The following is a 20724-nucleotide window of genomic DNA, read 5'->3' on the forward strand; positions in this document are numbered from 1 at the left end:
GAGGCGCGGTTTAAACCAAACTTGCACTGCAGTGAAGCCGACGCGGCCAATTTCTGCAACGTTTCAGAACAGTCCAGCCAAAAATGCCGGCATTCCTCACAAGTGCTACCGTGTAGCGGGCCGGAACAGGAGGACGGGAACAAATTTGCGGTTCCGCAGTTTATCAGGAAACCAACGCAAGGGGTTTCCTTATGCTGAAATGGGCTTTGATTTTTCTCGTAATCTCGATCGTCACCGGCCTTCTGGGCTTTACCGGCATCTCCGCCGCTTCAGCGGGAATCGCGAAGATCCTGTTCTTTATTGCCGTGGCGATCTTCGTGGTTCTGCTTCTGCTGGCACTGTTTGCCGGCGCAGCCATTGTCTGACCCATCAAAACCGTTGACGGCAGGGGCCGCCACCCCTGCTGTCACAGACCGGCGCCGGGTCAGAGATTGACCCAGGCGCCGTTCTGTTTTGAGGAAGCCACGCACGCTTCGACGAAGGCGACACCCTTCACACCGTCATCAACGGTCGGATAAACCACCGCCGGATCGGCCTTGCTCCCGTTCTGATAGGCACGGATCGCATGCGCGGCTTCGGTGTAGATCGTTGCAAAGGCTTCGAGGTAACCCTCCGGATGTCCGCCGGGAATACGGCTCACACGGCCTGCGGACGCTCCCGCGCCGGCGCCGTTGCGTGTGATGAGGCGCTTCTGCTCGCCGAAAGGCGTGAACCAGAGATAATTGGGATTCTCCTGTTCCCACTCCAGGCCACCCTTAGTGCCGTAGACGCGAAGCTTCAGCCCGTTTTCATTGCCGGGTGCCACCTGGCTGCACCACAGCATGCCCTTCGCCCCGCCCTCGAAACGAAGAAGCACATGGCCGTTGTCGTCGACGCGGCGACCTTCGACGAAACTGTCGAGATCGGCCGCAAGGCTCTTGAGGGTAAGCCCCGTCACGAAGGAAGCGAGGTGGTAGGCGTGCGTGCCGATGTCGCCTGTCGCGCCGCCAGCGCCCGACTGGTTGGGATCGGTCCGCCAGAGGGCCTGCTTGGCACCGGTCTGCTCGACGGCCTCCGTCAGCCAGTCCTGTGCATATTCCGCCTGGATCACCCGTAGCTGCCCGAGCTTGCCCGCCGCCACCATCTCGCGCGCCTGCCGGATCATCGGATAGCCGGTGTAATTGTGCGTCAGGACGAAAACGGCCTTCGCCTTGTCGGCCACCGCTTTGAGCTTCCTCGCATCTTCGAGGTTCGAGGTTAGCGGCTTGTCGCATATCACGTGTATGCCACGTTCGAGGAAGGCCTTCGCCGCCGGATAGTGAACATGGTTCGGCGTTACGATCGAAACAGCCTCGATGCCGTCGGCGCGCGCAGCTTCCTTCTCAGCCATTTCCTCAAAGGAACCATAGCAGCGATCCGGATCGAGGCCGAGATCCTTGCCGGATGCCTTGGACTTCTCCGCTGTCGATGACAGCGCGCCGGCGACGAGTTCAAAATGATCGTCGAGACGCGCCGCCATCCGGTGCACGCCACCGATAAAGGCGCCCTGCCCGCCGCCGACCATGCCAAGCCTGATACGCCGCCCGCCAGCCCGTTCGTCCTTGCCTTCGATTGCCATCAGTTTCCTCCATTGGATTGTTTCACTGGAATATCACGCGATCACGGCATAAAATGATGCCACGACGTGAAGAGGAGCCTCGTGCCGTGACCTTCTGAAGACCCGTAAAAGCAAGACAGCGCCCCATTTGGCCCGTCTTGCTGTTGAAACGAACCGGCTCGCCCGCCAGCCTTCAACGAGGTCTTCCTGCAATGCCCCTTCTCGACCCGAACCTTGCTTATCCGATCACGCTCGCCGACGGCACGCCGTACCGGGAGACGATGTACCTGAAGAACGTCATCGATCATCCAAGAATGGAGATTGGCGACTTCAGCTACTTTTCCCACGTCGGGACCAAGGCTGAGACGGCGTCTCTGCTGGCACCCTATCTCTATCCCGTCAGCAGGGAGCGGCTCGTGATCGGCAAATACGTCCAGATCGCGCGCGGCGCCTATTTCATCACCTCGTCCGCCAATCACCCCATGGCCGGTTTCACCACCTACCCGTTTCGCATCTTCCGGCAGGACACGATCAACGGCTACGACGACCTGCCTGTCCGGGACACCATCGTCGGCCACGACGTCTGGATCGGCCACAATGCGACCATCATGCCGGGTGTCACGATCGGCAATGGCGCGATCGTCGCGGCCGAGTCCGTGGTGACCCGTGACGTTCCGCCATACGCCATCGTCGGCGGCAACCCCGCCCGCGTTATCCGGATGCGGTTCGATGACGAGACGATCGAAGCCTTGCAGCAGATCGCCTGGTGGGATTGGACAGTCGACAGGATCGAGCGCAACCTTCCAGCCTTGGAAGGTTGCGATATCGCGGCCATTCGAAAGGCCGCCTGAGCCGATCACAGACCGAGCATCCGCCGGTTGGCGGCGTCGTCGGTGCCGCTGGAGGCAAAGTCGTCGAACGCCTTTTCGGTGACGCGGATGATATGCGCCCGGACGAACTCGGCGCCTTCGCGCGCGCCGTCCTCCGGATGCTTCAACGCGCATTCCCATTCGACCACGGCCCAGCCATCGAAATCGTTCGCCGCCATCTTCGAGAAGATCGCGCCGAAATCGACTTGGCCGTCGCCGAGCGACCGGAAACGGCCGGCGCGTTGCACCCAGCCCTGGTAGCCACCGTAGACACCCTGCCGGCCGGTCGGATTGAATTCCGCGTCCTTGACGTGGAACATCTTGATCCGGTCCTTGTAGATGTCGATGTTGTCGAGATAGTCGAGGCACTGCAACACGTAGTGCGAAGGATCGTAGAGCATGTTGGCTCTGCTGTGGTTCTTCACGCGTTCGAGGAACATCTCGAAGGTCACGCCGTCGTGCAGGTCTTCACCTGGATGGATCTCGTAGCATAAGTCGACGCCCTGCTCGTCGGCATAGTTGAGAATCGGCGTCCAGCGTCGTGCGAGCTCATCGAAAGCCGCCTCGACGAGACCCGCCGGCCGCTGTGGCCAAGGATAGATGAACGGCCAGGCGAGCGCGCCAGAGAAAGTCGCATGCGCCTTGATGCCGAGATTGCGCGACGCCTTCAGCGCCATCTTCACCTGCTCGACGGCCCATTCCTGCCGCGCCTTCGGATTGCCCCGCACTTCGGGTGCGGCAAAGCCATCGAAGGCCTCGTCATAGGCCGGATGCACGGCGACAAGCTGGCCTTGCAGGTGGGTGGAGAGTTCCGTCACCTCGACGCCGTTCTCCTTCGCCTTACCCGCGAATTCGTCACAATAGTCCTTCGACTCGGCAGCCTTCTTCAGATCGATCAGCTGAGACGCCCAGGTCGGCACCTGAACGCCGACATAGCCTTTTTCGGCCGCCCATTTGGTGATGCCGCCCCAGGTATTGAACGGTGCCGCGTCGCCCGCGAACTGTCCGAGGAAGATCGCGGGGCCTTTGATCGTCTTCATGATTTCTCCTCCCTGAGAATAACTGCAACGTTGCCGCTAGAAGTAAAGGACTTGGCTGTGGCACACAATATTCCGCTCGAAACTTCGCCCGGATGAACCGGGCGAAGTCGTGCCTTGATGATCCGGAGAGGATCAGAACGGCGAGTCGGGGAAGTAGTAGCCTTCCGCGTTCTCTGGCGTGATCAGGGTCGCATCCAGAGTATAGGTGCCGTGGACCGGAACCGCGTCGTAGATCGCCGCAGCAGTCAGTTCCATCGCCGTGCCGACCATCGACGGCGGATACAGAACGTTGACCGGAACCATCTTGTCGCCGTCCATGACCTTCTTGATCATGTCCTTCGAGCCCGCACCGCCGATGATGTACTGGATATCGGAACGGCCGGCCTGCTCGATCGCCTGCAGAACGCCGACGGCCATGTCGTCATCCTGGCACCAGACCACGTCGATCTTCGGGTACTTGGTCAGAAAGTCCTGCATGACCTTGAAGGCGTCGTCGCGGTTCCAGTTGCCGAACTGACGATCGAGAACCTTGACGTTGGAGCCTTCGATACCCTTGTCGAAGCCGTCCTGGCGCTCCTGGTCGATCGGGATCGGCAGGCCGCGGATGATCACGACTTCAGCGTCGGGCGTGTTTTCCTTGATGTATTCGCCGGCGACGCGACCGAGAGCCGGGTTGTTGCCGGCAACGTAGAGGTCGCGGACCGAGTTGTCGTTGACCGAAGGCGCACGGTCGACGATCGAGACGAAGGTGCCCTTGCCCTTGACTTCCTTGATCGCGTTGACCAGCGGATCAGGATCGGTCGGCAGGATGACCAGAGCGTCGATACCCTGGACCTCAAGATCCTGCAGGGCGTTCGCCTGGCTTGCCGGATCGGGCGATGTCTTCACGACGACGTTGAGACCCGGATGCTCCTTCATCAGCAGCTCGGCAACGCGATTGGCGTGATAGACGACGCCAGCCGTCCAGCCGTGGTCGGCGGCCGGAATGGATACGCCGAGGGTCTTCGTCTCCTGTGCCTGGGCAATTCCGATCATCGCCGTCATGGCGAGCGCAACGCCCATCAATCTCTTGTACATGTTGGTTCCTCCCAATGTGACCGGGGTCCTTCGGCGTGAGACCGGGCGACCCCATGAGCCCGGCCGCCTCACGCTTTGCGCGTCAGCGAGCGCTGGACGAGCATTGCGATGATGATGATCGACCCCTGGATGGCACCGATCAGGTATTCGCTGATGAAATTCGAAAGCAGCATGATGTTGCCGACGAGTTCGAGAATGAACGCGCCGCAGATGGTACCCCAGACCCGGCCCGCGCCCCCCTTGAGCGCCGTACCGCCGACGACCACAGCCGTGATCGCCTGCAGCTCCCACAGGATGCCGGTCGTGGCCGAGGTGGAGCCGAGGCGCGGGACGTAGAGCAGAACCGCGATCGCCACGCAGAGCCCTTGGATGACGAAGGCTATGGTGCGGACGCGGTCAACGTTTATGCCGGAATAGCGTGCCACCTCGCGACTGGAGCCGACGGCGACGACATGACGGCCGTAGCGGGTCCGGTAGAGCACGAAGGCGGCAACGGCGGTGACGCCGAGGATGACGACGATCGGCACGGGAATCCCGAGGATCGAGCCGAAATAGGCTGGACGGTACAGGCTCTGCAGTTCCTGCGAACTGAGTGTGATCGCGCCGCCCTGCGACAGCCACGTGGTCAGCCCGCGATAGATCCCCATCGTTCCAAGAGTCGCGATGAACGGCTCGATCTTGCCGACCGTGGTGATGAGGCCGTTGAAGAGACCGCAGCCAGCGCCGATGACGACGGCGACCACGATCGATGCCGTCAACATCAAGGAGGGATCGGCGATCACGCCAGAATTCATGAACAGGATCATGAGGCTGGCAACAAAGGCCACCATCGAGCCGACCGACAGATCGAGATCGCCCGATGAGATCACGAACGTCGCGCCGACGGCGATGATCGCGATGAAGGCGCTGCGGGTCGCGACGTTGGCAAGATTGGTGAGACCGATGAAGTTCGGATTGACCAGCGCTCCGACGATCAGCAGAAGGATCAGCGCCGCGAACGGCGCAACGGCGCGCATATCGACATCGCGCCAGGACCGGCTGCGTTTTGTTGCGACTTCTGCGTCGTTGCCTGCACTGGTATTCACGTTCATCCTCCCGTCGGCCGCCCGGCCGGATATTGTTGTTCAGCCCGCCGGCGTTTCAGCCGACCGCCTGTTTTCTGAGCCCCGCCGCATAGCGCATGATCGTCTGCTCGGAGATTTCCTCTCCCTCCAGCATCCCCACCAGTCGACCCTCGCGCATCACCGCCACACGGGTGCAAAGCCCGATGATCTCCGGCATTTCCGACGAGATCACGATGATCGATCGCCCTTCGCGCGCGAGCGCGGCGATGAAGTGGTAGATCTGCTGCTTGGTTCCGACATCGATGCCGCGCGTCGGCTCGTCGATGATGATGATCTGCGGCTCCGTCTCCATGATTTTCGCCAGCATCAGCTTCTGCTGGTTGCCGCCCGACATACGCCCGACCCGGACATTGTCGTCCCGCACCCGGATGTCGAAGCGACGCTTGGCGCGCGCCATCGCCTTGGCTTCGCTCGCGGGATCGAGATAACCGCGACGAACATGCTGCCCGAGCGACTGAAGCGTCAGGTTGGGCGTCATGCCCTCCCCGAGCAGCAAACCACGTCCTTTGCGATCCTTGGTCATGTAGGCGAGACCCAGATCGGTGGCCGCCTTCAACTGCGAAGACGGAAGGGATACGCCGTTGACCAGCACCTCGCCCTTCGCGCGCGGCCGCAAGCCGATCACCGCCTCCATCACCTCGGTCCGGCCCGATCCGATGAGGCCGGAAAATCCGAGGACCTCGCCTTTTCTCAGATCGAAATTCACATCACGGACATAACCTGTCGTCAGATCACGCACCGACAGGACGACCGTCTCGTCCACATCCGGCTCATGCTTTCCCGGATAGAGTGTGGAGAGCTCACGCCCGACCATCAACTGCGCAATCGCCTCGCCATCGAGCAGCGATGTCGGCGCGGTCTTGACCCACTGGCCATCCCGCAGCACCGTGACCCGGTCGCTGAGCTCCATGACCTCGTCGAGCTTGTGGGACACGAAGACGAAGCTGGTTCCGCTAGCCTTCAACTTCCGGACCTGTTCGAACAGCACGTCCGTCTCTTCCCGCGAAAGAACCGCGGTCGGCTCGTCCATGAAGATCACACGCGCATCACGGCTGATCGCCTTTGCGATCTCCACCATCTGTTTGTCGGCGACGGCCAGCGAGCTGATGAGCGCGTCCTCATCGATATTCGTTCCCAGCATATCGAGCACGCGACGCGTCTCCGCCCGCATTGTCTTTCGGTCAAGAACGCCGAAGCGGCTGACCTCCCGCCCGAGAAAAAGACTTTCGGTAACGGTCAGGTGTTCCGCGAGATTGAATTCCTGATGGATCAGAATGATGCCAAGCGCTTCGGCGGCGCTGTTGGCCGGAAGCGATATCGGATTGCCATCAAAAAGGAGACGGCCCGAGGTCGGGCTCTCAAAACCCGACAATATCTTCACGAGGGTGGACTTTCCGGCGCCATTCTCTCCGACCAGCGCATGCACCTCGCCGGGCAGCACATCAAAGTCTACGCTGAAGAGGACCTGAACCTCTCCGAAGCTCTTTGAAACCCGCTCGGCCGCCAGCACGGGAACGCGTGGCGCGCTTCCACCAGTGTCCATGATTTCCTCCCTGCGGCTCCTCGACCGCTTGAGGATTGTGTAAACCTTTACATGCTCAATGTAAAGGTTTACATTTTCAATCATTGTGGATTTTCACGCATCGGACAGCTTCCGCCCGTGCACGAGAGGCACTAGGGTCGCGGACGATTCCCAGCACAGGATAACCACACGCCGTGTCCATCCAGCCGACTGCCACGATCGAGGACGTCGCCCGCCTTGCGGAAGTATCGATCGCGACCGTCAGCCGGGCTATCCACACCCCTGAAAAGGTTGCCAAATCAACACGCCAGCGCGTGAACCAGGCGATTGCGATCACCGGCTACACCACGAATGCGATGGCCCGGTCGCTGCGCATGGGCCGTTCCAACATGATCCTGGTGCTTGCGCCCGACATCGGCGATCCCAACTTTTCGTCGATCCTGATCGGCCTGGAAAACGAGGCCCGTGCACATGGGTATGGCGTGCTGATAGGCCACACTCAGAACGACCCGGAGCGGGGCCTGGAATACCTGAAATTCCTGAACTCCGGACAGGCAGCCGGACTGCTGCTTTTCACCGGTCACGAGCCGTTTGGCGCACGCGAGATGGGACAGCGCCTGCCGCCGACGGTGGCGGTCTTCGAACCGGTGTTCGGAAGTGCGCTTCCTTACGTGGGTGTCGACGATACGGCAGGCGCGCGCAAGGCGGCCGAATACCTGTTGGCCTCAGGCCATCGCTCCATCGCCTTCATCGGCGATTCCAAGACGCGGCTGGGGCATGTCAGACGCCGTAAGGGCTACGACAAAGCATTGGAGGCGGCCCGCATCCCCGTCGGCCAACGCATGGTGATCGACGGCGAGGGTACGATCGAAAGCGGCCGGCTGGCCGTTGAACAGCTCTTCATGCGCGACACGCTTCCGACCGCCTTCATGTGCGTCAACGACGCCACCGCGATCGGCGTCATGAACGGTTTGGCCGCCCGAGGCTACGATCTCCCACGGGATTTCTCCGTCATCGGCTTCGACGACGTGCCGCAGGCGACCTACATGACCCCCGCACTGACGACGATCCGCCAGCCCCGATCGGCGATCGGCCGGCAAGCCATGGCACTGTTGCTCGAAACGCTGACGGAACCTCTGGTATCTCCGAAGGAAATCCTGATCATGCCCGATCTCGTGGTGCGCGGATCGGTGACGATGCCAGGGAAGAGATAAAGAAAAGGCGGGGTGCTCGCACACCCCGCCTCGCTTTTTGCATCGTGACGACCTGTCAGACGTAGCGGTTGACCACGTTCTCCAGATATTCCTGGCGACCGGACTTCGGCGCCGGATTGATGTTCTCCTTCTCGACCCGCGCCGCAATCTGCTCGAGCGTGTAGTCGCCCTTCAGCATCTTCTGGGCTTCGGGAGCATCCCAGCCGGCATAACGCTCGGCAAGCGGCTTGGAGAGCGCCTTGTCCTCGATCATCTTTGCCGCAGCCTTCAGGCCGCGCGCGCAGCAATCCATGCCGCCGATATGGCCGATCAGCAGGTCTTCAGCGTCGATCGACTGGCGACGCAGCTTGGCATCGAAGTTCGTGCCGCCCGTGGTGAAGCCGCCGGCCTGGAGAACCTGGTAGTAGGCGAGCGCCATTTCCGGAACGTTGTTCGGGAACTGGTCGGTATCCCAGCCGGACTGATAATCGTTGCGGTTCATGTCGATCGAACCGAAGATGCCGAGCGCTGATGCGAGCGCCAGCTCGTGCTCGAACGTGTGGCCGGCGAGGATCGCGTGGCCCTGCTCGATGTTCATCTTCACCTCGTTTTCGAGGCCGTACTTCTTGAGGAAGCCGTAAACCGTCGCGACGTCATAGTCGTACTGGTGCTTGGTCGGCTCTTGCGGCTTCGGCTCAACCAGGATCGTGCCCTTGAAGCCGATCTTGTGCTTGTACTCGACGACCATGTGCAGCATGCGCGCCATCTGGTCGAGCTCGCGCTTCAGGTCGGTGTTCAGCAGCGTCTCGTAGCCTTCGCGACCGCCCCACAGCACGTAGTTCTCGCCGCCGAGCTTCATCGTGGCATCCATGCAGGTCTTGATGGTCGCGGCCGAGTAGGCAAAGACGTCGGGGTCGGGATTGGTCGAGGCGCCCGACATGAAGCGGCGGTTGGAGAACAGGTTCGCCGTGCCCCAGAGCAGCTTGACGCCTGACTCTTCCTGCTTCTTGGCGAAGTAGTCGACGATCTCGTTCAGGTTCTTCGTGTTCTCCGCGAAGGTCTTGCCTTCCGGACGCACGTCAGCGTCGTGGAAGCAGTAGTAGGGAGCGCCGAGCAGGCTGAACATCTCGAAGGCCACATCTGCCTTGAGCTTCGCCTTGCTCATCTCGTCGCCATACCAGGGGCGATCGAAGGTGCGGCCGCCAAAAGGATCGCCGCCCTCCCAGGCGAACGAATGCCAGTAGGCGATCGCGAAACGCAGATGATCTTCCATCCGCTTGCCGAGAACGACTTCATCCGGATTGTAGAACCGGTAGGCCAGCGGATTGGTGCTGTCCGGGCCTTCGTACTTGATCTTCTGCGTCTTGCCGAAGAAACCTGTGCTCATGGGTATTCCCTCCTTTTGGAATAGACGTCATGCCTCCCGTTGACAGGGAGGCGAAGCTTCAGATGTTTTTGATCGCCGGGTAGAGCGCCCGGTAGCGGCCATAGGCCTGCTCGTAGGCACCTGAAAGGGCCGAGACCGGCTCGATCGTCTCGGCGGTTTCAGGCGCGGTGCAGACGGAAAGCGGATCGGCACCGGTCGCGGCGATGAGACCAAGCCGCGCCGCTCCGAAGGCCGCGCCGAAATCGCCGTCTGCCGGAATGTCGACCGGCATGCCGAGCGCCGTTGCGATCGATGCAAGCCAGTAGCGCGAGCGCGACCCGCCGCCGATGGCGGTGACGCGGTCGATTTGGGTACCAGCCGATTTCAGGGCCTCAAGGCTGTCGCGGATCGCAAACGTTACGCCTTCGACCACCGCCTGCGTCAACACGGCGCGATCGGAATCATGGCCGAGACCGATAAACGCGCCACGGATCTTCGCATCGTTGTGCGGCGTACGCTCGCCGGAGAGATAGGGAAGGAAGGTTACGCCGCTTGGTCCCTTCAACGTATCGCCGAGCTCAGCGGTCAGTTCCGCCGCCGACTTGCCGGTGACGTGCGAATGCCAGTTGAGCGCATCCGTGGCGGACAGAATAACACCCATCTGGTGCCAGGTGTTGGGAAGCGCGTGGCAGAAGGCATGCACAGCGCTCTCGGGCTTCGGCAGGTAGGAACCGTTGGCTGCGAACAGCACACCTGACGTGCCGAGCGACACGAAAGCCTGCCCCTCGGCGACCGTGCCCATGCCGCAGGCCGACGCCGCATTATCCCCTGCCCCGCCGGCGACAACGACGCCGGGCGTCATGCCCCATTCGGCCGCGAGATCGGCCCTCAGACCGCCGGCAGCCTCCGTCCCCTCGACCAGAGCGGGCATCTGCTTGTCCGTGAGGTTGGTCTTTTCCAGAAGCTCGCTGGACCACTGCCGTTTGCCGGTATCGAGCCACGAGGTGCCCGCCGAATCCGACATCTCCGACAGGTATTCGCCCGTGAGCCAGAACCGCAGATAATCCTTCGGCAGCAGCACCTTCGCGACCTTGGCGAACACATCAGGCTCGTTGCGGGCGACCCAGACCAGCTTCGGTGCGGTGAAGCCCGGGAAGACAATGTTGCCGGTGATCGCCCGGAAAGCCGGATCGGCATCGAGTTCCGCCGCTTCGACATGGCTGCGGGTGTCGTTCCAGAGGATGCATGGCCGCAGCACGTCGCCGTTTTCGCCGACGAGTGTTGCCCCGTGCATGTGCCCTGAGAGGCCGATACCCTTCACGGCAGCCAGTTCCTTGCCGAACTTCACTTTGAGGTTCGCGACCGCTTCCTTGGTCGCCCGAACCCAATGGGCAGGGTCCTGTTCGGACCAGCCGGAATGCGGACGACTGACGTCGAGGGCCGCATGCCCGACGCCGATGACCTTCTGGTCGCTGTCGATCAGCATGGCCTTCACACCGGAAGTGCCGAGATCCAATCCCAGATACATGTTTCGCTCCCTTCCGCCTCTCAGGGCAGGTTGTCTTTCAGGAATATGTCGAGACGGATGCGCTCCTGTGCCTCGACGATCGGTTGTTTGTCGGCCTTGGCCTTGAGCACGCGAATGGCGCTTCTGACTTCGTGCCCAGGATCCTGGTTCAGCACTGCGTCGATCAGCCCGAGTTGCAGCGCCGTACGCGTCGTGCCGGTCAATTCGTGGGCGATCGTGAAAATGTGTGTTTCCGCCGATCGCCGCTCTAGCGCCCGAACCAGGCCACGATTGCCGGCGCCAAGACTGTAGATGCCCAGAACGTCCGGATGATGTCTAAGCGCGTTGGTCACGAGATCTTCAGCGATCTTCGGATCGTCCCGTCCCTCGAGAACCGGCAGCACCGAAAGCGATGGAAAGTCCGAGGCGACGACGCTCTGAAAGCCCTCAAGCCGCTCGCGATGGTCCCGCACCAGCATCGAACCCGCAAGCACCAAGAGCGATCCCTGGCGTCCGCCGGCAAAGCGTCCAAGCAGGCTTGCCGCGGTTCGGCCTGCAGAGATGTTGTCGATACCGGCGTAATGCTGACGGGACGAGGTCGGAAGGTCCGACACGAGCGTCACCACCGGAATCCCGTCCTCGACGAGGCGGTCGATGGCCTCCGCAACCTCAGGCGCGTCGACGGCGACCAATGCTACTCCCGAAGGTCCGTCTGCCCTCACGTCCTCGATCGCCCTGGCGAGCGCCGCCGGGTCAAAAGCCGGAACATCGACCACGCGCAGGTCGAGCCGATCGATGGCACCGCGTTTCGCAACTTCCTCGACCTCTCGGCGAAGCGCCACCATGAAGGAGTTGTCGCTGGTCGGAACGATGAAGACGAAGGGATAAAGCCTGCTCTTAGCGAGATTGGCCGCGGCCACGTCCCGTACATATCCAAGTTCGACGATCGCGTTTTCCACCCTGTCACGGGTCACGCCACGCACGCCGGGACGCCGGTTGAGGACGCGGTCCACCGTGGCGAGGCTCACGCCTGCATGGGCGGCAATGTCGTGGACTGTGGGCTTCATTGTTCCTCCGGCAGCAGCCCTATCCGAATTTCTGAGGTACGTAAATCAAAAATCGTCACGCAAAGTTCGAAAGCCGGAAAAGAAAACGCCGCCCCGTTGAAACGGAGCGGCGCGAGGCGGACACGGGCGGTGGATCAGGTCAGTGTCCGGAACCTGCGGGGGCCGCAGCAGCGGGCTTCTTGATCATGAGAACGAGAACGATGAGTCCCGCGAACAGGAAGGTCAGCCCCATGAACACATCCATGAAGGACAAAAGCCAGGACTGCTGCGTGACAATGCCCGACAGCTTCTTGATGGCGGTGACGCTGCCGTCCAGGCCGTAACTGTCATAGTTGGCGCCAACGCTGTTCAGCCAATCGAGCGCGGAACGGTTGCTCCAGCTCACATGCTCGGAGAGCCGCGCGTAATGTTCGTCGGTCCTCTGGGTGAGCACGGTGTTGATGATCGCAAGACCGACGGCGCCGCCAAGGTTGCGAGTCAGATTGAAGAGGCCCGAGGCGTTCTTGATGCGATCGGGAGGCAAGGTGCCGAGTGCGATATTGTTGATGGGAACCATGCAGATCATCAGCGAGCAGCCACGCAGGATCTGCGGCACCAGCAGTTCGTAGAAATCCCAGTCGGCGGTGATTCCGGTCATCATGTAGGTACCGAGGGCAAACCCCGCGAAACCCATCATCATCATGACGCGAGGGTCGAGCTTGCTCGACAGCATGCCGGCGACGGGCGCGGTCATGAACATCGCCGCGCCTGAAACGAACATGGTCTCGCCGATCATCAGGGAATCGTAACCGCGGATGCGCCCGAGATAGAGCGGATAGAGGTAGGTCAGCCCGTAGAGCCCGACACCCATGATGAAGGAGAACAGCGAGCCAAAGGCGAAGTTTCGGTTCGCGAATGCCCTAAGGTCAACGACCGGAAAGTCCACCTTGAAGACCCGGTAGAAGAAGATCAGTCCGCCGACCAGCATGATGACGGTTCCGATCACGATGTGCTCGTCGCTGAACCAGTCTTTGTTGTTGCCCTCCTCCAGCACGTATTCCAGCGTGCCGAGGAAAAGCGCCATGGACGCAAGTCCCCACCAGTCGAACTTCTTGAACAGCGACCAGTCAGGCTGGTCGAAGTCGATAAGGCGCCAGGTCACGGCCGTCACGATAATGCCGGGGATGACGTTGATCAGGAACAGCCAGTGCCAGGACATCGCATGGCTGATGTAGCCGCCGATGGTGGGACCGACCGTCGGCGCCAGCGTGGCGACGAGACCGATGATCGGCGAAACGACGTTTCGCTTCGACGGCGGGAAAATGGTGAAGGCGGCCGCGAACACCGACGGGATCATGCCGCCACCGATGAAACCCTGCAGCGCGCGGTAGACGATCATCTGATCGATACTTGTCGCCGTCGCGGCAAGCGCGCTGGCGAGCGTGAAACCGGCGGCCGACACCGAGAACATCACGCGCGTCGAGACGATGCGCGCAAGGGCGCCCGACAGCGGGATCATGATGACCTCGGCAATAAGGTAGGAGGTCTGCACCCAGGAGACCTCTTCCGAGCCGGCCCCAAGTCCGGCCTGGATCTCGGCCAGAGACGCCGAAACGATCTGGATGTCGAGGATCGACATGAACATCCCGAACACCATCGCGAAAAACGCGATGACCCTCTTCGGATCCATGCGTTCGGCGTTGTGAGCGCCGGCAACCGGCGCCGCTGTCACTGATCCAGCCATGATCGAACCCGCCTTTCTCCGACGGTTTACTTGGCCGCGAGCGCGGCGCCGGCGGGGGCGGTGCGGGTATCGACATCGACGACGACCGACAGGCCCGCCCTCAGATGTCCTCCATCAAGCGCATCCTGCGGGATCGCGATCCGCACCGGAACGCGCTGCACGACCTTGGTGAAATTGCCCGTGGCGTTTTCGGCAGGAAGCATGGAGAAGACCGAGCCGGACGCCGGAGCGATCGACGTTACTGTGCCCACCAGCGGATCATCGCCAAAGGCATCCACATGGATATTGACCTTGGAGCCCGGCTCCAGGTGAGCGATCTGCGTCTCCTTGAAATTCGCCTCGATATAGAGATCCCGAACAGGAACCAGCGCGGCAAGACGCTTTCCCGTCGAGACAAGATCGCCCGTCTGAACCGCCAGATTGCCGACAACACCATCGTAGGGAGCCTTCAGGACGGTGAAGTCGAGATCGCGTTGCGCCTTCTGGAGCGCGAGTTCGGCAGAGCGGATGCTTGCATCGGCCTCAGCGCGCTGCGCCTTGAGCACCGAAATCTGCGCATCCGCGGCAGCGATGTTCGCATCCGCCGCAGCCATATTGGCCTCAGCCTGTTCGAACTGCGTGCGGGCGCTATCGAGATCGGCAGTGGAGACGACGTTTTGCGCCTGAAGACCGGTCACGCGCTTGAGCGAGAGGCGAGCGAGGTCGAGGCTCGCGGAGGATGACTGCTGCTGTGCCTTTGCCTGCAGCAGGCTGGCTTCCGCACCCTTTATCTGTGCGTCAATGCGGTCGAGCGCAAGATGCTGGCTCTTCAACTGCGCCTCGGCTTGATCGACGGCGATGCGGTAATCCCCGTCATCGAGAACGACGAGCGGTTCGCCGGCCTTGACGACCTGGTTGTCGCTCACCCTCACCGAAGCAACATAACCAGAGACCTTCGGTGAAATGATCGCGATATCGCCTTCTATATAGGCATCCTCGGTCGACACCATGAAGCGGCCATCGGTCCACCACTGATAGCCGTACCAGCCTCCCGCCGCGAGCAGCGCCGCGACGATGACCGGCAAGACCGGAGAACGACGCTTTTTCGGAGGGGCCGTGTCCACGGAAGCGGCAGCCGCCGGAGCAGGCGCCTCGCTCCGGACGTCGATGACCTCCGCTTCCTCATCATTGGAAAGCGAACGAACTGCACCTGTTCTCTGTGAGCCTGACATGGAATTGGACCGTCTTGGTGAACTGAAGATAATCGAACTGAACCGTTCGGTTCGATTTGACATAGAGCGTTTTATCCCCCATATCAAGGGCAATCGAACCGCGCGGTTCGATAAAGTTAACATTTTGAGGCTAACGGCCAGATCGATGGTGAAGACAAACGACATAGCTCAGCAAAGCGCCGACAATGGTCTCGGCACACCAGCCACGCGGTTTGCGGCCGGCGCCGATCCTGCGAAGCGTGAACAGATCATCGACGGCGCGCGCCGCGTATTCATGAAACTCGGTTTCGATGCCGCGAGCATGAACGATGTGACGCGCGAAGCCGGCGTCTCAAAGGGCACGATCTATGTCTATTTCTCCAGCAAGGAAGAGCTGTTTGCCGCCTTGGTCGACCGGGAAAAGACGCGCTTCGCGGAATCGCTTCGCGATGTCATGGCAGGCACGAACGACGCCGCCGACGGTCTCGAACGGTTCGCCCGCGCCTTTGTGCAGCAGGTGACCGGGAGCGACATGGTGCCGGCTATGCGCACCGTTCTCGGAGTGGTCGATCGCATGCCCGGCCTGTGTCGCCGGTTTTTTGCCACCACGCCCAACAACGCCAAGGCGGTCCTGGAACAATTCCTGGCACGCCAGGTGGCGATCGGCGCCCTGATTATCCCTGACATCGAGCTTGCAGCCCGCCAGTTCATCGACCTGTCGACCGGAACCTTTTTCAAGCTGCGGCTTTTTGACGACATCAAGGGGCCGCCTGCTGCAGAGGAAGTCGACAGGGTCGTAATGAGCGCCGTCTCGATGTTCTTGAAGACCTATCGAGCGGGCTCCTGAGCGAGGGCGTCGATCATCTTTGCGCCTGGCATGTTCCGTGATATCGCCTTGCCATCGCAAACCGTGGATCGCCCTATATGCAGGACATAATCCTCCTCCTTGAGAGCCCCGAGGCCTGGATTGCTCTCGTGACGCTCATTGTCATGGAAGTCGTTCTCGGCATCGACAATCTCATTTTCATTTCGATCCTCACGAACAAGCTGCCGGAAGACCAGCGTGAACGCGCTCGCCGCATCGGCATCGGCCTCGCCCTCGTCATGCGGCTCGGTCTGCTCGGCACCGTGGCCTGGATCGTGCAGCTGACAACACCGGTCTTCACGCTCTTCGACCATGGCTTCTCCTGGAAGGACATGATCCTGATCGCGGGCGGCCTGTTCCTCGTGTGGAAGGCGACGAAGGAAATCCACCACAATGTCGATCCCGTCGACCACAAGGAAGACATGGTCGGCGGCGGCGCTGCGATCAACAACTTCGCGTCCGCCATCGGCCAGATCCTGTTGCTCGACCTTGTGTTCTCGATCGACAGCATCATCACCGCCGTCGGCATGACACCGCACCTGCCGATCATGATCGTCGCCGTCATAGTGGCCGTGACCGTAATGTTGGTCGCCGCCACACCGCTCGCGAACTTCATCGAGAAGAATCCGACGATCGTCATGCTGGCGCTTGCCTTCCTGCTGATGATCGGGACGACCCTGATCGCCGAAGGCATGGGGTTCCACGTTCCAAAGGGCTACATCTATGCCGCCATGGCGTTCTCCGCCCTCGTGGAGGTGCTGAATATGTTTGCCAGACGAAAGCGAAAGAAAGACGCGAGCACGGGCGTTGCGAGCCACTGATCCGGACAATGGAAGGCCTTCCCCAGCGAAGGCCTTCTTTTATTGGGTTGCCTGTTTGCCCGCAGTCACTATGAAATCGGTGGAGAGCGATTTGCATATCCGGTCCACAACCCAGTTTTCGGGAGCACGATGACCTACGAGCAGAGTCTGGCCTTCATCCTGCTGTCCCTGATGATGGCGGCATTCCTCTGGGAAAAGTTTCGCTACGACGTGGTCGCCTGTGTGGCACTGGTTGCCGCGGTCACGCTTGGCCTCGTGCCGGTTAACAAGGCTTTCTCCGGCTTCTCGGACGATCTGGTGATCATCGTCGGAAGCGCATTGATCGTCAGCGCGGGGGTTGCGAGATCGGGCGTGGTCGATCTGGCGATCAAGCGGTTTTTCCCGGCTCTGTCGTCTTTGCGTGGCCAGATGCTTCTTCTTCTCGTAAGTGTGACCGTCTTGTCGGCATTCATCAAGAATATCGGCGCCCTGGCGATCATGATGCCGGTCGCCTTCCAGTTCGCTCGCCGCTCGGGGGTGACAGCCTCCGTATTCCTGATGCCCATGTCGTTCGGCGCGCTTCTCGGTGGGCTGATGACGCAGATCGGCACCTCGCCGAACATCGCCGTTTCGAAACTCCGCCAGGAAATAACGGGACAACCGTTCACGATGTTCGACTTCACACCCGTCGGCGCGACACTGGCGGTGGCTGGCATCGTGTTCCTGATCTTCTTCTATTGGCTCGTGCCGCGCCGCGAAAACCAGAACCCTTCATTGCAGGAGGCGCTGGAGGCATCGGCATTCGCAACGGAAGTCGTGGTGACAAGGCAGTCGTCGTCCGCGGACAAGACCCTTCACGACCTGCTCCAATTGGGCGGTGGAGATGTGACGGCAACTGCCGTTCTTCGCGGCGATACGCGGCTCTCGCCATTTGCAGACATCCTCCTGCGCGAGGACGACGTCATTCTGCTCAATGGACCTTCGGAAGCGTTGGACAGGATCGTGTCGCAAGGCAATCTGGCCTTCAGCGGTGATACGACGGTGGGGCGGAAGAAAAGGGGCGACATCTCCTCGGTGGAAGCCGTGATAGGCCGGGGCTCCCCCCTGATCGGGCAGACCGCGAAAGAGCTTTCCCTCGTCCACACCTTCGGCGTCAACCTCCTCGCGGTCAGTCGCCAGGGCAAGCGCATCAACGAGCGGCTGGGCGAACTGACGCTGAGATCGGGCGATGTCGTTCTCTTGCAGGGCTTGCGTCAGCAGATGCCCTCGATTCTGACCGAACTCGGCTGCCTGCCGCTGGCCGAGCGCGAAATCCTTCTCGGAACGGACCGGAACATTCTCATTCCACTGGTTATCCTTGCAATCGCTATGGGAGCGACAGCAGTTGGCCTCGCGCCAGTGGCCATCGCATTCTTCGCCGCCGCCCTCGCCATGGTCGCCTTTGGTGTGGTCCCCGTCAGTGAAGTCTACCGGGCCGTGGATGGCCCAATCCTTGTCATGCTGGCCGCACTGATACCCGTCGCCGACACGCTCCGGACAACCGGCGGCAGCGACCTGATTGCCGGTTGGCTCAACATGATCGCAGGCGACCTGCCGGCATGGGGCGCCGTCGGCCTCATCCTCATAACGGCGATGGCCGTGACGCCTTTCCTCAACAACGCCGCCACTGTTCTCGTCATGGCGCCGATCGCGGCGAGCTTCGCGAGCGGACTCGGATACAATCCTGAAGCATTTCTGATGGCTGTCGCCATTGGTGCAGGCTGCGATTTCCTCACGCCCATCGGGCACCAGTGCAATACGCTGGTGATGGGACCGGGTGGATACAGGTTTTCCGATTACGCCCGGCTCGGCTTCCCGCTATCCGTCCTTATTGTCCTGGTCGCGGTGCCGGCACTGCTGATCGTCTGGCCGTTGAACTAAATGGGATGAAACGTCGGTCGGACGGGTGGGGAGCTCGACTGCCACTTCGTTGGCCATGGCGAGAAACCGGAAAAACCGCCATGTTCTCCATCTCCGTCGCGTCCGGTTGACACGACCGACATTCCGTTTGGAAAACGAGCACGGTCAGCTTTGGTTCCGCGTCTTGCGCAATGCCGGGGTCAGCGGCACTTGCCCTGACAATCCGGCACTTTCCCTTGACGTGTTCCCATGAATATGGCCTAAGGCCAACCGGATGGGAAAACCCGCCATCGGCGATAGCCGACGTATGTTTTTCCCGCTTTCAGTCACATCTCGCTGATCCTCGCGACAAGCCTGCGATCACGGCCACGTTAATCAGTACGGGCATTTTCCTATGAGCACATCAGGCGTCCGCGTCCGCATCGCACCCTCCCCGACCGGCGAACCCCATGTCGGGACCGCCTACATCGCGCTGTTCAACTATCTCTTCGCCAGGAAATTCGGCGGCGAGTTCATCCTGCGCATCGAGGACACCGACGCGACCCGCTCGACGGCCGAGTTCGAGCAAAAAGTGCTGGACGCTCTGAAATGGACCGGGCTGACCTGGTCGGAAGGCCCGGATGTCGGCGGCCCCTATGGCCCCTATCGCCAGTCCGAGCGCAAGGATATCTACCGCCCCTTCGTAGAGCAGATGGTGCGCGACGGCGGCGCCTTCCGCTGTTTCTGCACACCCGAGCGGCTGGAGAGCATGCGCGAGGCGCAGCGCGCCGCCGGCAAGCCGCCGGGTTATGACGGGCTCTGCCTGCATCTGAAGGCCGAGGAAGTGACCGCCCGCGTCGAAGCCGGCGAGCCGCATGTCGTACGCCTCAAGGTGCCGACCGAAGGCTCCTGCGATTTCCACGACGGCGTCTATGGCGACGTCTCGATCCCGTGGGAAAGCGTCGACATGCAGGTCCTTTTGAAGGCCGACGGCATGCCGACCTACCACATGGCGAACGTCGTCGACGACCACCTGATGAAGATCACCCACGTCGCGCGCGGCGAGGAGTGGCTGGCTTCGGTGCCGAAGCACATCCTGATCTATCGCCATCTCGGCCTCGAGCCGCCAAAGTTCATGCACCTGTCGCTGATGCGCAATCACGACAAGTCGAAGCTATCGAAGCGCAAGAACCCGACCTCGATCTCCTACTACTCGGCCCTCGGCTACCTGCCGGAAGCGCTGATGAACTTCCTCGGCCTGTTCTTCATCCAGATTGCCGAAGGCGAGGAACTGCTGTCGATGGAAGAGCTGATCGAGAAGTTCGACCCCGACCATCTTAACAAGGCCGGCGCGATCTTCGACATCCAGAAGCTCGATTGGCTAAACGGCCGCTGGCTGCGCGAGAAGCTGACACCGGAAGACTTCGTCGCCCGCACGCTGGAATGGGCCCAGGAAAACGACCGTCTGGTCGAAGGCCTGAAGCTTGCCCAGAGCCGCGTCACCAAGCTCGGCGAACTACCGCCGCTCGCAGGCTTCCTGCTCGCCAACGACGTGGGCCTCACCCCCGCCTCCTTCGGCGGGTTAAAGACCAGCCCGGCCGAAACGCTCGAAATCGTCACGACGGTCCAGGCGGATCTTGAAAAAATCCTCGAATGGAATGTCACGACCATTGAGGAAGAGCTGCGCGCGATCTCCGACCGCATGGGCAAGAAGCTCCGCGTCGTCACCCCGCCGCTCTTCGTCGCGGTATCAGGCAGCCAGCGCTCGCTGCCGCTGTTCGACAGTATGGCGCTGCTCGGCCGCTCGGTCGTGCGACAGCGGTTGAAGGTGGCGATCCAGGTGCTGACGTCGATGGCAGGCGCCCAGAACTGAGCAAGGCCCTCCCCCGCCTGGGAGGAGCCAAATGCGCCGCCAGCCGGCGAACCG

General features: G+C 61.4%; 17 protein-coding genes. 7 read left to right on the forward strand and 10 right to left on the reverse strand.

All coding sequences use genetic code 11. The features are described 5' to 3' along the window. The first annotated feature begins 191 nt into the window (after positions 1-191). Positions 192-365, forward strand: a complete 174-nt coding sequence (locus J5J09_RS20065) for a DUF1328 domain-containing protein (protein WP_208554000.1) — start codon at positions 192-194, stop codon at positions 363-365. Between the two features lie 59 nt (positions 366-424). Here J5J09_RS20065 and J5J09_RS20070 read toward each other — a convergent pair whose 3' ends face one another. Further along, the gene (locus J5J09_RS20070; RefSeq protein WP_208554001.1) at positions 425-1597 is read right to left on the reverse strand and encodes a Gfo/Idh/MocA family oxidoreductase; all 1173 of its coding nucleotides are present in this window, start codon (positions 1595-1597) and stop codon (positions 425-427) included. Positions 1598-1788: 191 nt separating this feature from the next. On the opposite strand from J5J09_RS20070, the gene J5J09_RS20075 reads away from it, so the two are divergent. Then, positions 1789-2427: a CatB-related O-acetyltransferase gene (locus J5J09_RS20075; protein WP_208554002.1), complete on the forward strand. Its 639-nt coding sequence runs from the start codon at positions 1789-1791 to the stop codon at positions 2425-2427. Positions 2428-2432: 5 nt separating this feature from the next. On the opposite strand, the gene J5J09_RS20080 is transcribed toward J5J09_RS20075, so the two are convergent. From J5J09_RS20080 to J5J09_RS20095, 4 genes are all read right to left on the reverse strand, one after another. Next, the gene (locus J5J09_RS20080) at positions 2433-3485 is read right to left on the reverse strand and encodes a sugar phosphate isomerase/epimerase (protein ID WP_208554003.1); all 1053 of its coding nucleotides are present in this window, start codon (positions 3483-3485) and stop codon (positions 2433-2435) included. A 132-nt stretch (positions 3486-3617) separates the two neighbouring features. Next, a complete protein-coding gene (locus J5J09_RS20085; protein ID WP_208554004.1) occupies positions 3618-4562 on the reverse strand; it encodes a substrate-binding domain-containing protein in 945 nt (314 codons plus the stop codon). A gap of 68 nt (positions 4563-4630) precedes the next feature. Continuing rightward, entirely contained in the window at positions 4631-5578 is a 948-nt protein-coding gene (locus tag J5J09_RS20090) for an ABC transporter permease (protein WP_246746055.1), read from the reverse strand. Positions 5579-5702: 124 nt separating this feature from the next. After that, positions 5703-7229, reverse strand: a complete 1527-nt coding sequence (locus J5J09_RS20095; RefSeq protein WP_208554006.1) for a sugar ABC transporter ATP-binding protein — start codon at positions 7227-7229, stop codon at positions 5703-5705. Between the two features lie 173 nt (positions 7230-7402). On the opposite strand from J5J09_RS20095, the gene J5J09_RS20100 reads away from it, so the two are divergent. Beyond that, the gene (locus J5J09_RS20100; protein WP_208554007.1) at positions 7403-8422 is read left to right on the forward strand and encodes a substrate-binding domain-containing protein; all 1020 of its coding nucleotides are present in this window, start codon (positions 7403-7405) and stop codon (positions 8420-8422) included. A 55-nt stretch (positions 8423-8477) separates the two neighbouring features. Here the strand turns inward: J5J09_RS20100 and xylA are convergent, their stop codons facing one another. The 5 genes from xylA to J5J09_RS20125 form a co-directional block, all read right to left on the reverse strand. Continuing rightward, positions 8478-9788 (reverse strand): xylose isomerase, encoded by a 1311-nt coding sequence (xylA, locus tag J5J09_RS20105; RefSeq protein WP_208554008.1) that lies wholly within the window; start codon positions 9786-9788, stop codon positions 8478-8480. A 58-nt stretch (positions 9789-9846) separates the two neighbouring features. Beyond that, positions 9847-11295, reverse strand: a complete 1449-nt coding sequence (xylB, locus tag J5J09_RS20110) for a xylulokinase (RefSeq protein WP_208554009.1) — start codon at positions 11293-11295, stop codon at positions 9847-9849. Between the two features lie 20 nt (positions 11296-11315). Further along, positions 11316-12341, reverse strand: a complete 1026-nt coding sequence (locus J5J09_RS20115; RefSeq protein WP_208554010.1) for a LacI family DNA-binding transcriptional regulator — start codon at positions 12339-12341, stop codon at positions 11316-11318. 139 nt (positions 12342-12480) lie between these two features. Next, on the reverse strand, positions 12481-14064 hold the full coding sequence (locus J5J09_RS20120; RefSeq protein WP_208554011.1) for a DHA2 family efflux MFS transporter permease subunit: 1584 nt from the start codon (positions 14062-14064) through the stop codon (positions 12481-12483). Positions 14065-14090: 26 nt separating this feature from the next. Then, entirely contained in the window at positions 14091-15275 is a 1185-nt protein-coding gene (locus tag J5J09_RS20125) for an HlyD family secretion protein (RefSeq protein ID WP_208554012.1), read from the reverse strand. Between the two features lie 145 nt (positions 15276-15420). On the opposite strand from J5J09_RS20125, the gene J5J09_RS20130 reads away from it, so the two are divergent. The 4 genes from J5J09_RS20130 to gltX all read left to right on the forward strand — a co-directional run bounded on the left by J5J09_RS20130 (position 15421) and on the right by gltX (position 20670). Beyond that, on the forward strand, positions 15421-16101 hold the full coding sequence (locus tag J5J09_RS20130; protein ID WP_208554013.1) for a TetR/AcrR family transcriptional regulator: 681 nt from the start codon (positions 15421-15423) through the stop codon (positions 16099-16101). Positions 16102-16178: 77 nt separating this feature from the next. Then, a complete protein-coding gene (locus tag J5J09_RS20135; RefSeq protein WP_208554014.1) occupies positions 16179-16940 on the forward strand; it encodes a TerC family protein in 762 nt (253 codons plus the stop codon). Positions 16941-17069: 129 nt separating this feature from the next. Beyond that, entirely contained in the window at positions 17070-18839 is a 1770-nt protein-coding gene (locus J5J09_RS20140) for an SLC13 family permease (RefSeq protein ID WP_208554015.1), read from the forward strand. A 373-nt stretch (positions 18840-19212) separates the two neighbouring features. Continuing rightward, entirely contained in the window at positions 19213-20670 is a 1458-nt protein-coding gene (gene gltX, locus J5J09_RS20145; protein ID WP_208554016.1) for a glutamate--tRNA ligase, read from the forward strand. Positions 20671-20724: the final 54 nt, after the last annotated feature.

This window comes from Ciceribacter sp. L1K22 (genome assembly GCF_017599385.1).
GTDB lineage: Bacteria > Pseudomonadota > Alphaproteobacteria > Rhizobiales > Rhizobiaceae > Allorhizobium.

Coding starts and splice junctions, on each gene's coding strand:
- J5J09_RS20065 (WP_208554000.1), top strand. CDS start 192: ATGCTGAAATGGGCTTTGATTTTTCTCGTAATCTCGATCGTCACCGGC.
- J5J09_RS20070 (WP_208554001.1), bottom strand. CDS start 1,597: ATGGCAATCGAAGGCAAGGACGAACGGGCTGGCGGGCGGCGTATCAGG.
- J5J09_RS20075 (WP_208554002.1), top strand. CDS start 1,789: ATGCCCCTTCTCGACCCGAACCTTGCTTATCCGATCACGCTCGCCGAC.
- J5J09_RS20080 (WP_208554003.1), bottom strand. CDS start 3,485: ATGAAGACGATCAAAGGCCCCGCGATCTTCCTCGGACAGTTCGCGGGC.
- J5J09_RS20085 (WP_208554004.1), bottom strand. CDS start 4,562: ATGTACAAGAGATTGATGGGCGTTGCGCTCGCCATGACGGCGATGATC.
- J5J09_RS20090 (WP_246746055.1), bottom strand. CDS start 5,578: ATGCGCGCCGTTGCGCCGTTCGCGGCGCTGATCCTTCTGCTGATCGTC.
- J5J09_RS20095 (WP_208554006.1), bottom strand. CDS start 7,229: ATGGACACTGGTGGAAGCGCGCCACGCGTTCCCGTGCTGGCGGCCGAG.
- xylA (WP_208554008.1), bottom strand. CDS start 9,788: ATGAGCACAGGTTTCTTCGGCAAGACGCAGAAGATCAAGTACGAAGGC.
- xylB (WP_208554009.1), bottom strand. CDS start 11,295: ATGTATCTGGGATTGGATCTCGGCACTTCCGGTGTGAAGGCCATGCTG.
- J5J09_RS20115 (WP_208554010.1), bottom strand. CDS start 12,341: ATGAAGCCCACAGTCCACGACATTGCCGCCCATGCAGGCGTGAGCCTC.
- J5J09_RS20120 (WP_208554011.1), bottom strand. CDS start 14,064: ATGGCTGGATCAGTGACAGCGGCGCCGGTTGCCGGCGCTCACAACGCC.
- J5J09_RS20125 (WP_208554012.1), bottom strand. CDS start 15,275: ATGTCAGGCTCACAGAGAACAGGTGCAGTTCGTTCGCTTTCCAATGAT.
- J5J09_RS20130 (WP_208554013.1), top strand. CDS start 15,421: ATGGTGAAGACAAACGACATAGCTCAGCAAAGCGCCGACAATGGTCTC.
- J5J09_RS20135 (WP_208554014.1), top strand. CDS start 16,179: ATGCAGGACATAATCCTCCTCCTTGAGAGCCCCGAGGCCTGGATTGCT.
- J5J09_RS20140 (WP_208554015.1), top strand. CDS start 17,070: ATGACCTACGAGCAGAGTCTGGCCTTCATCCTGCTGTCCCTGATGATG.
- gltX (WP_208554016.1), top strand. CDS start 19,213: ATGAGCACATCAGGCGTCCGCGTCCGCATCGCACCCTCCCCGACCGGC.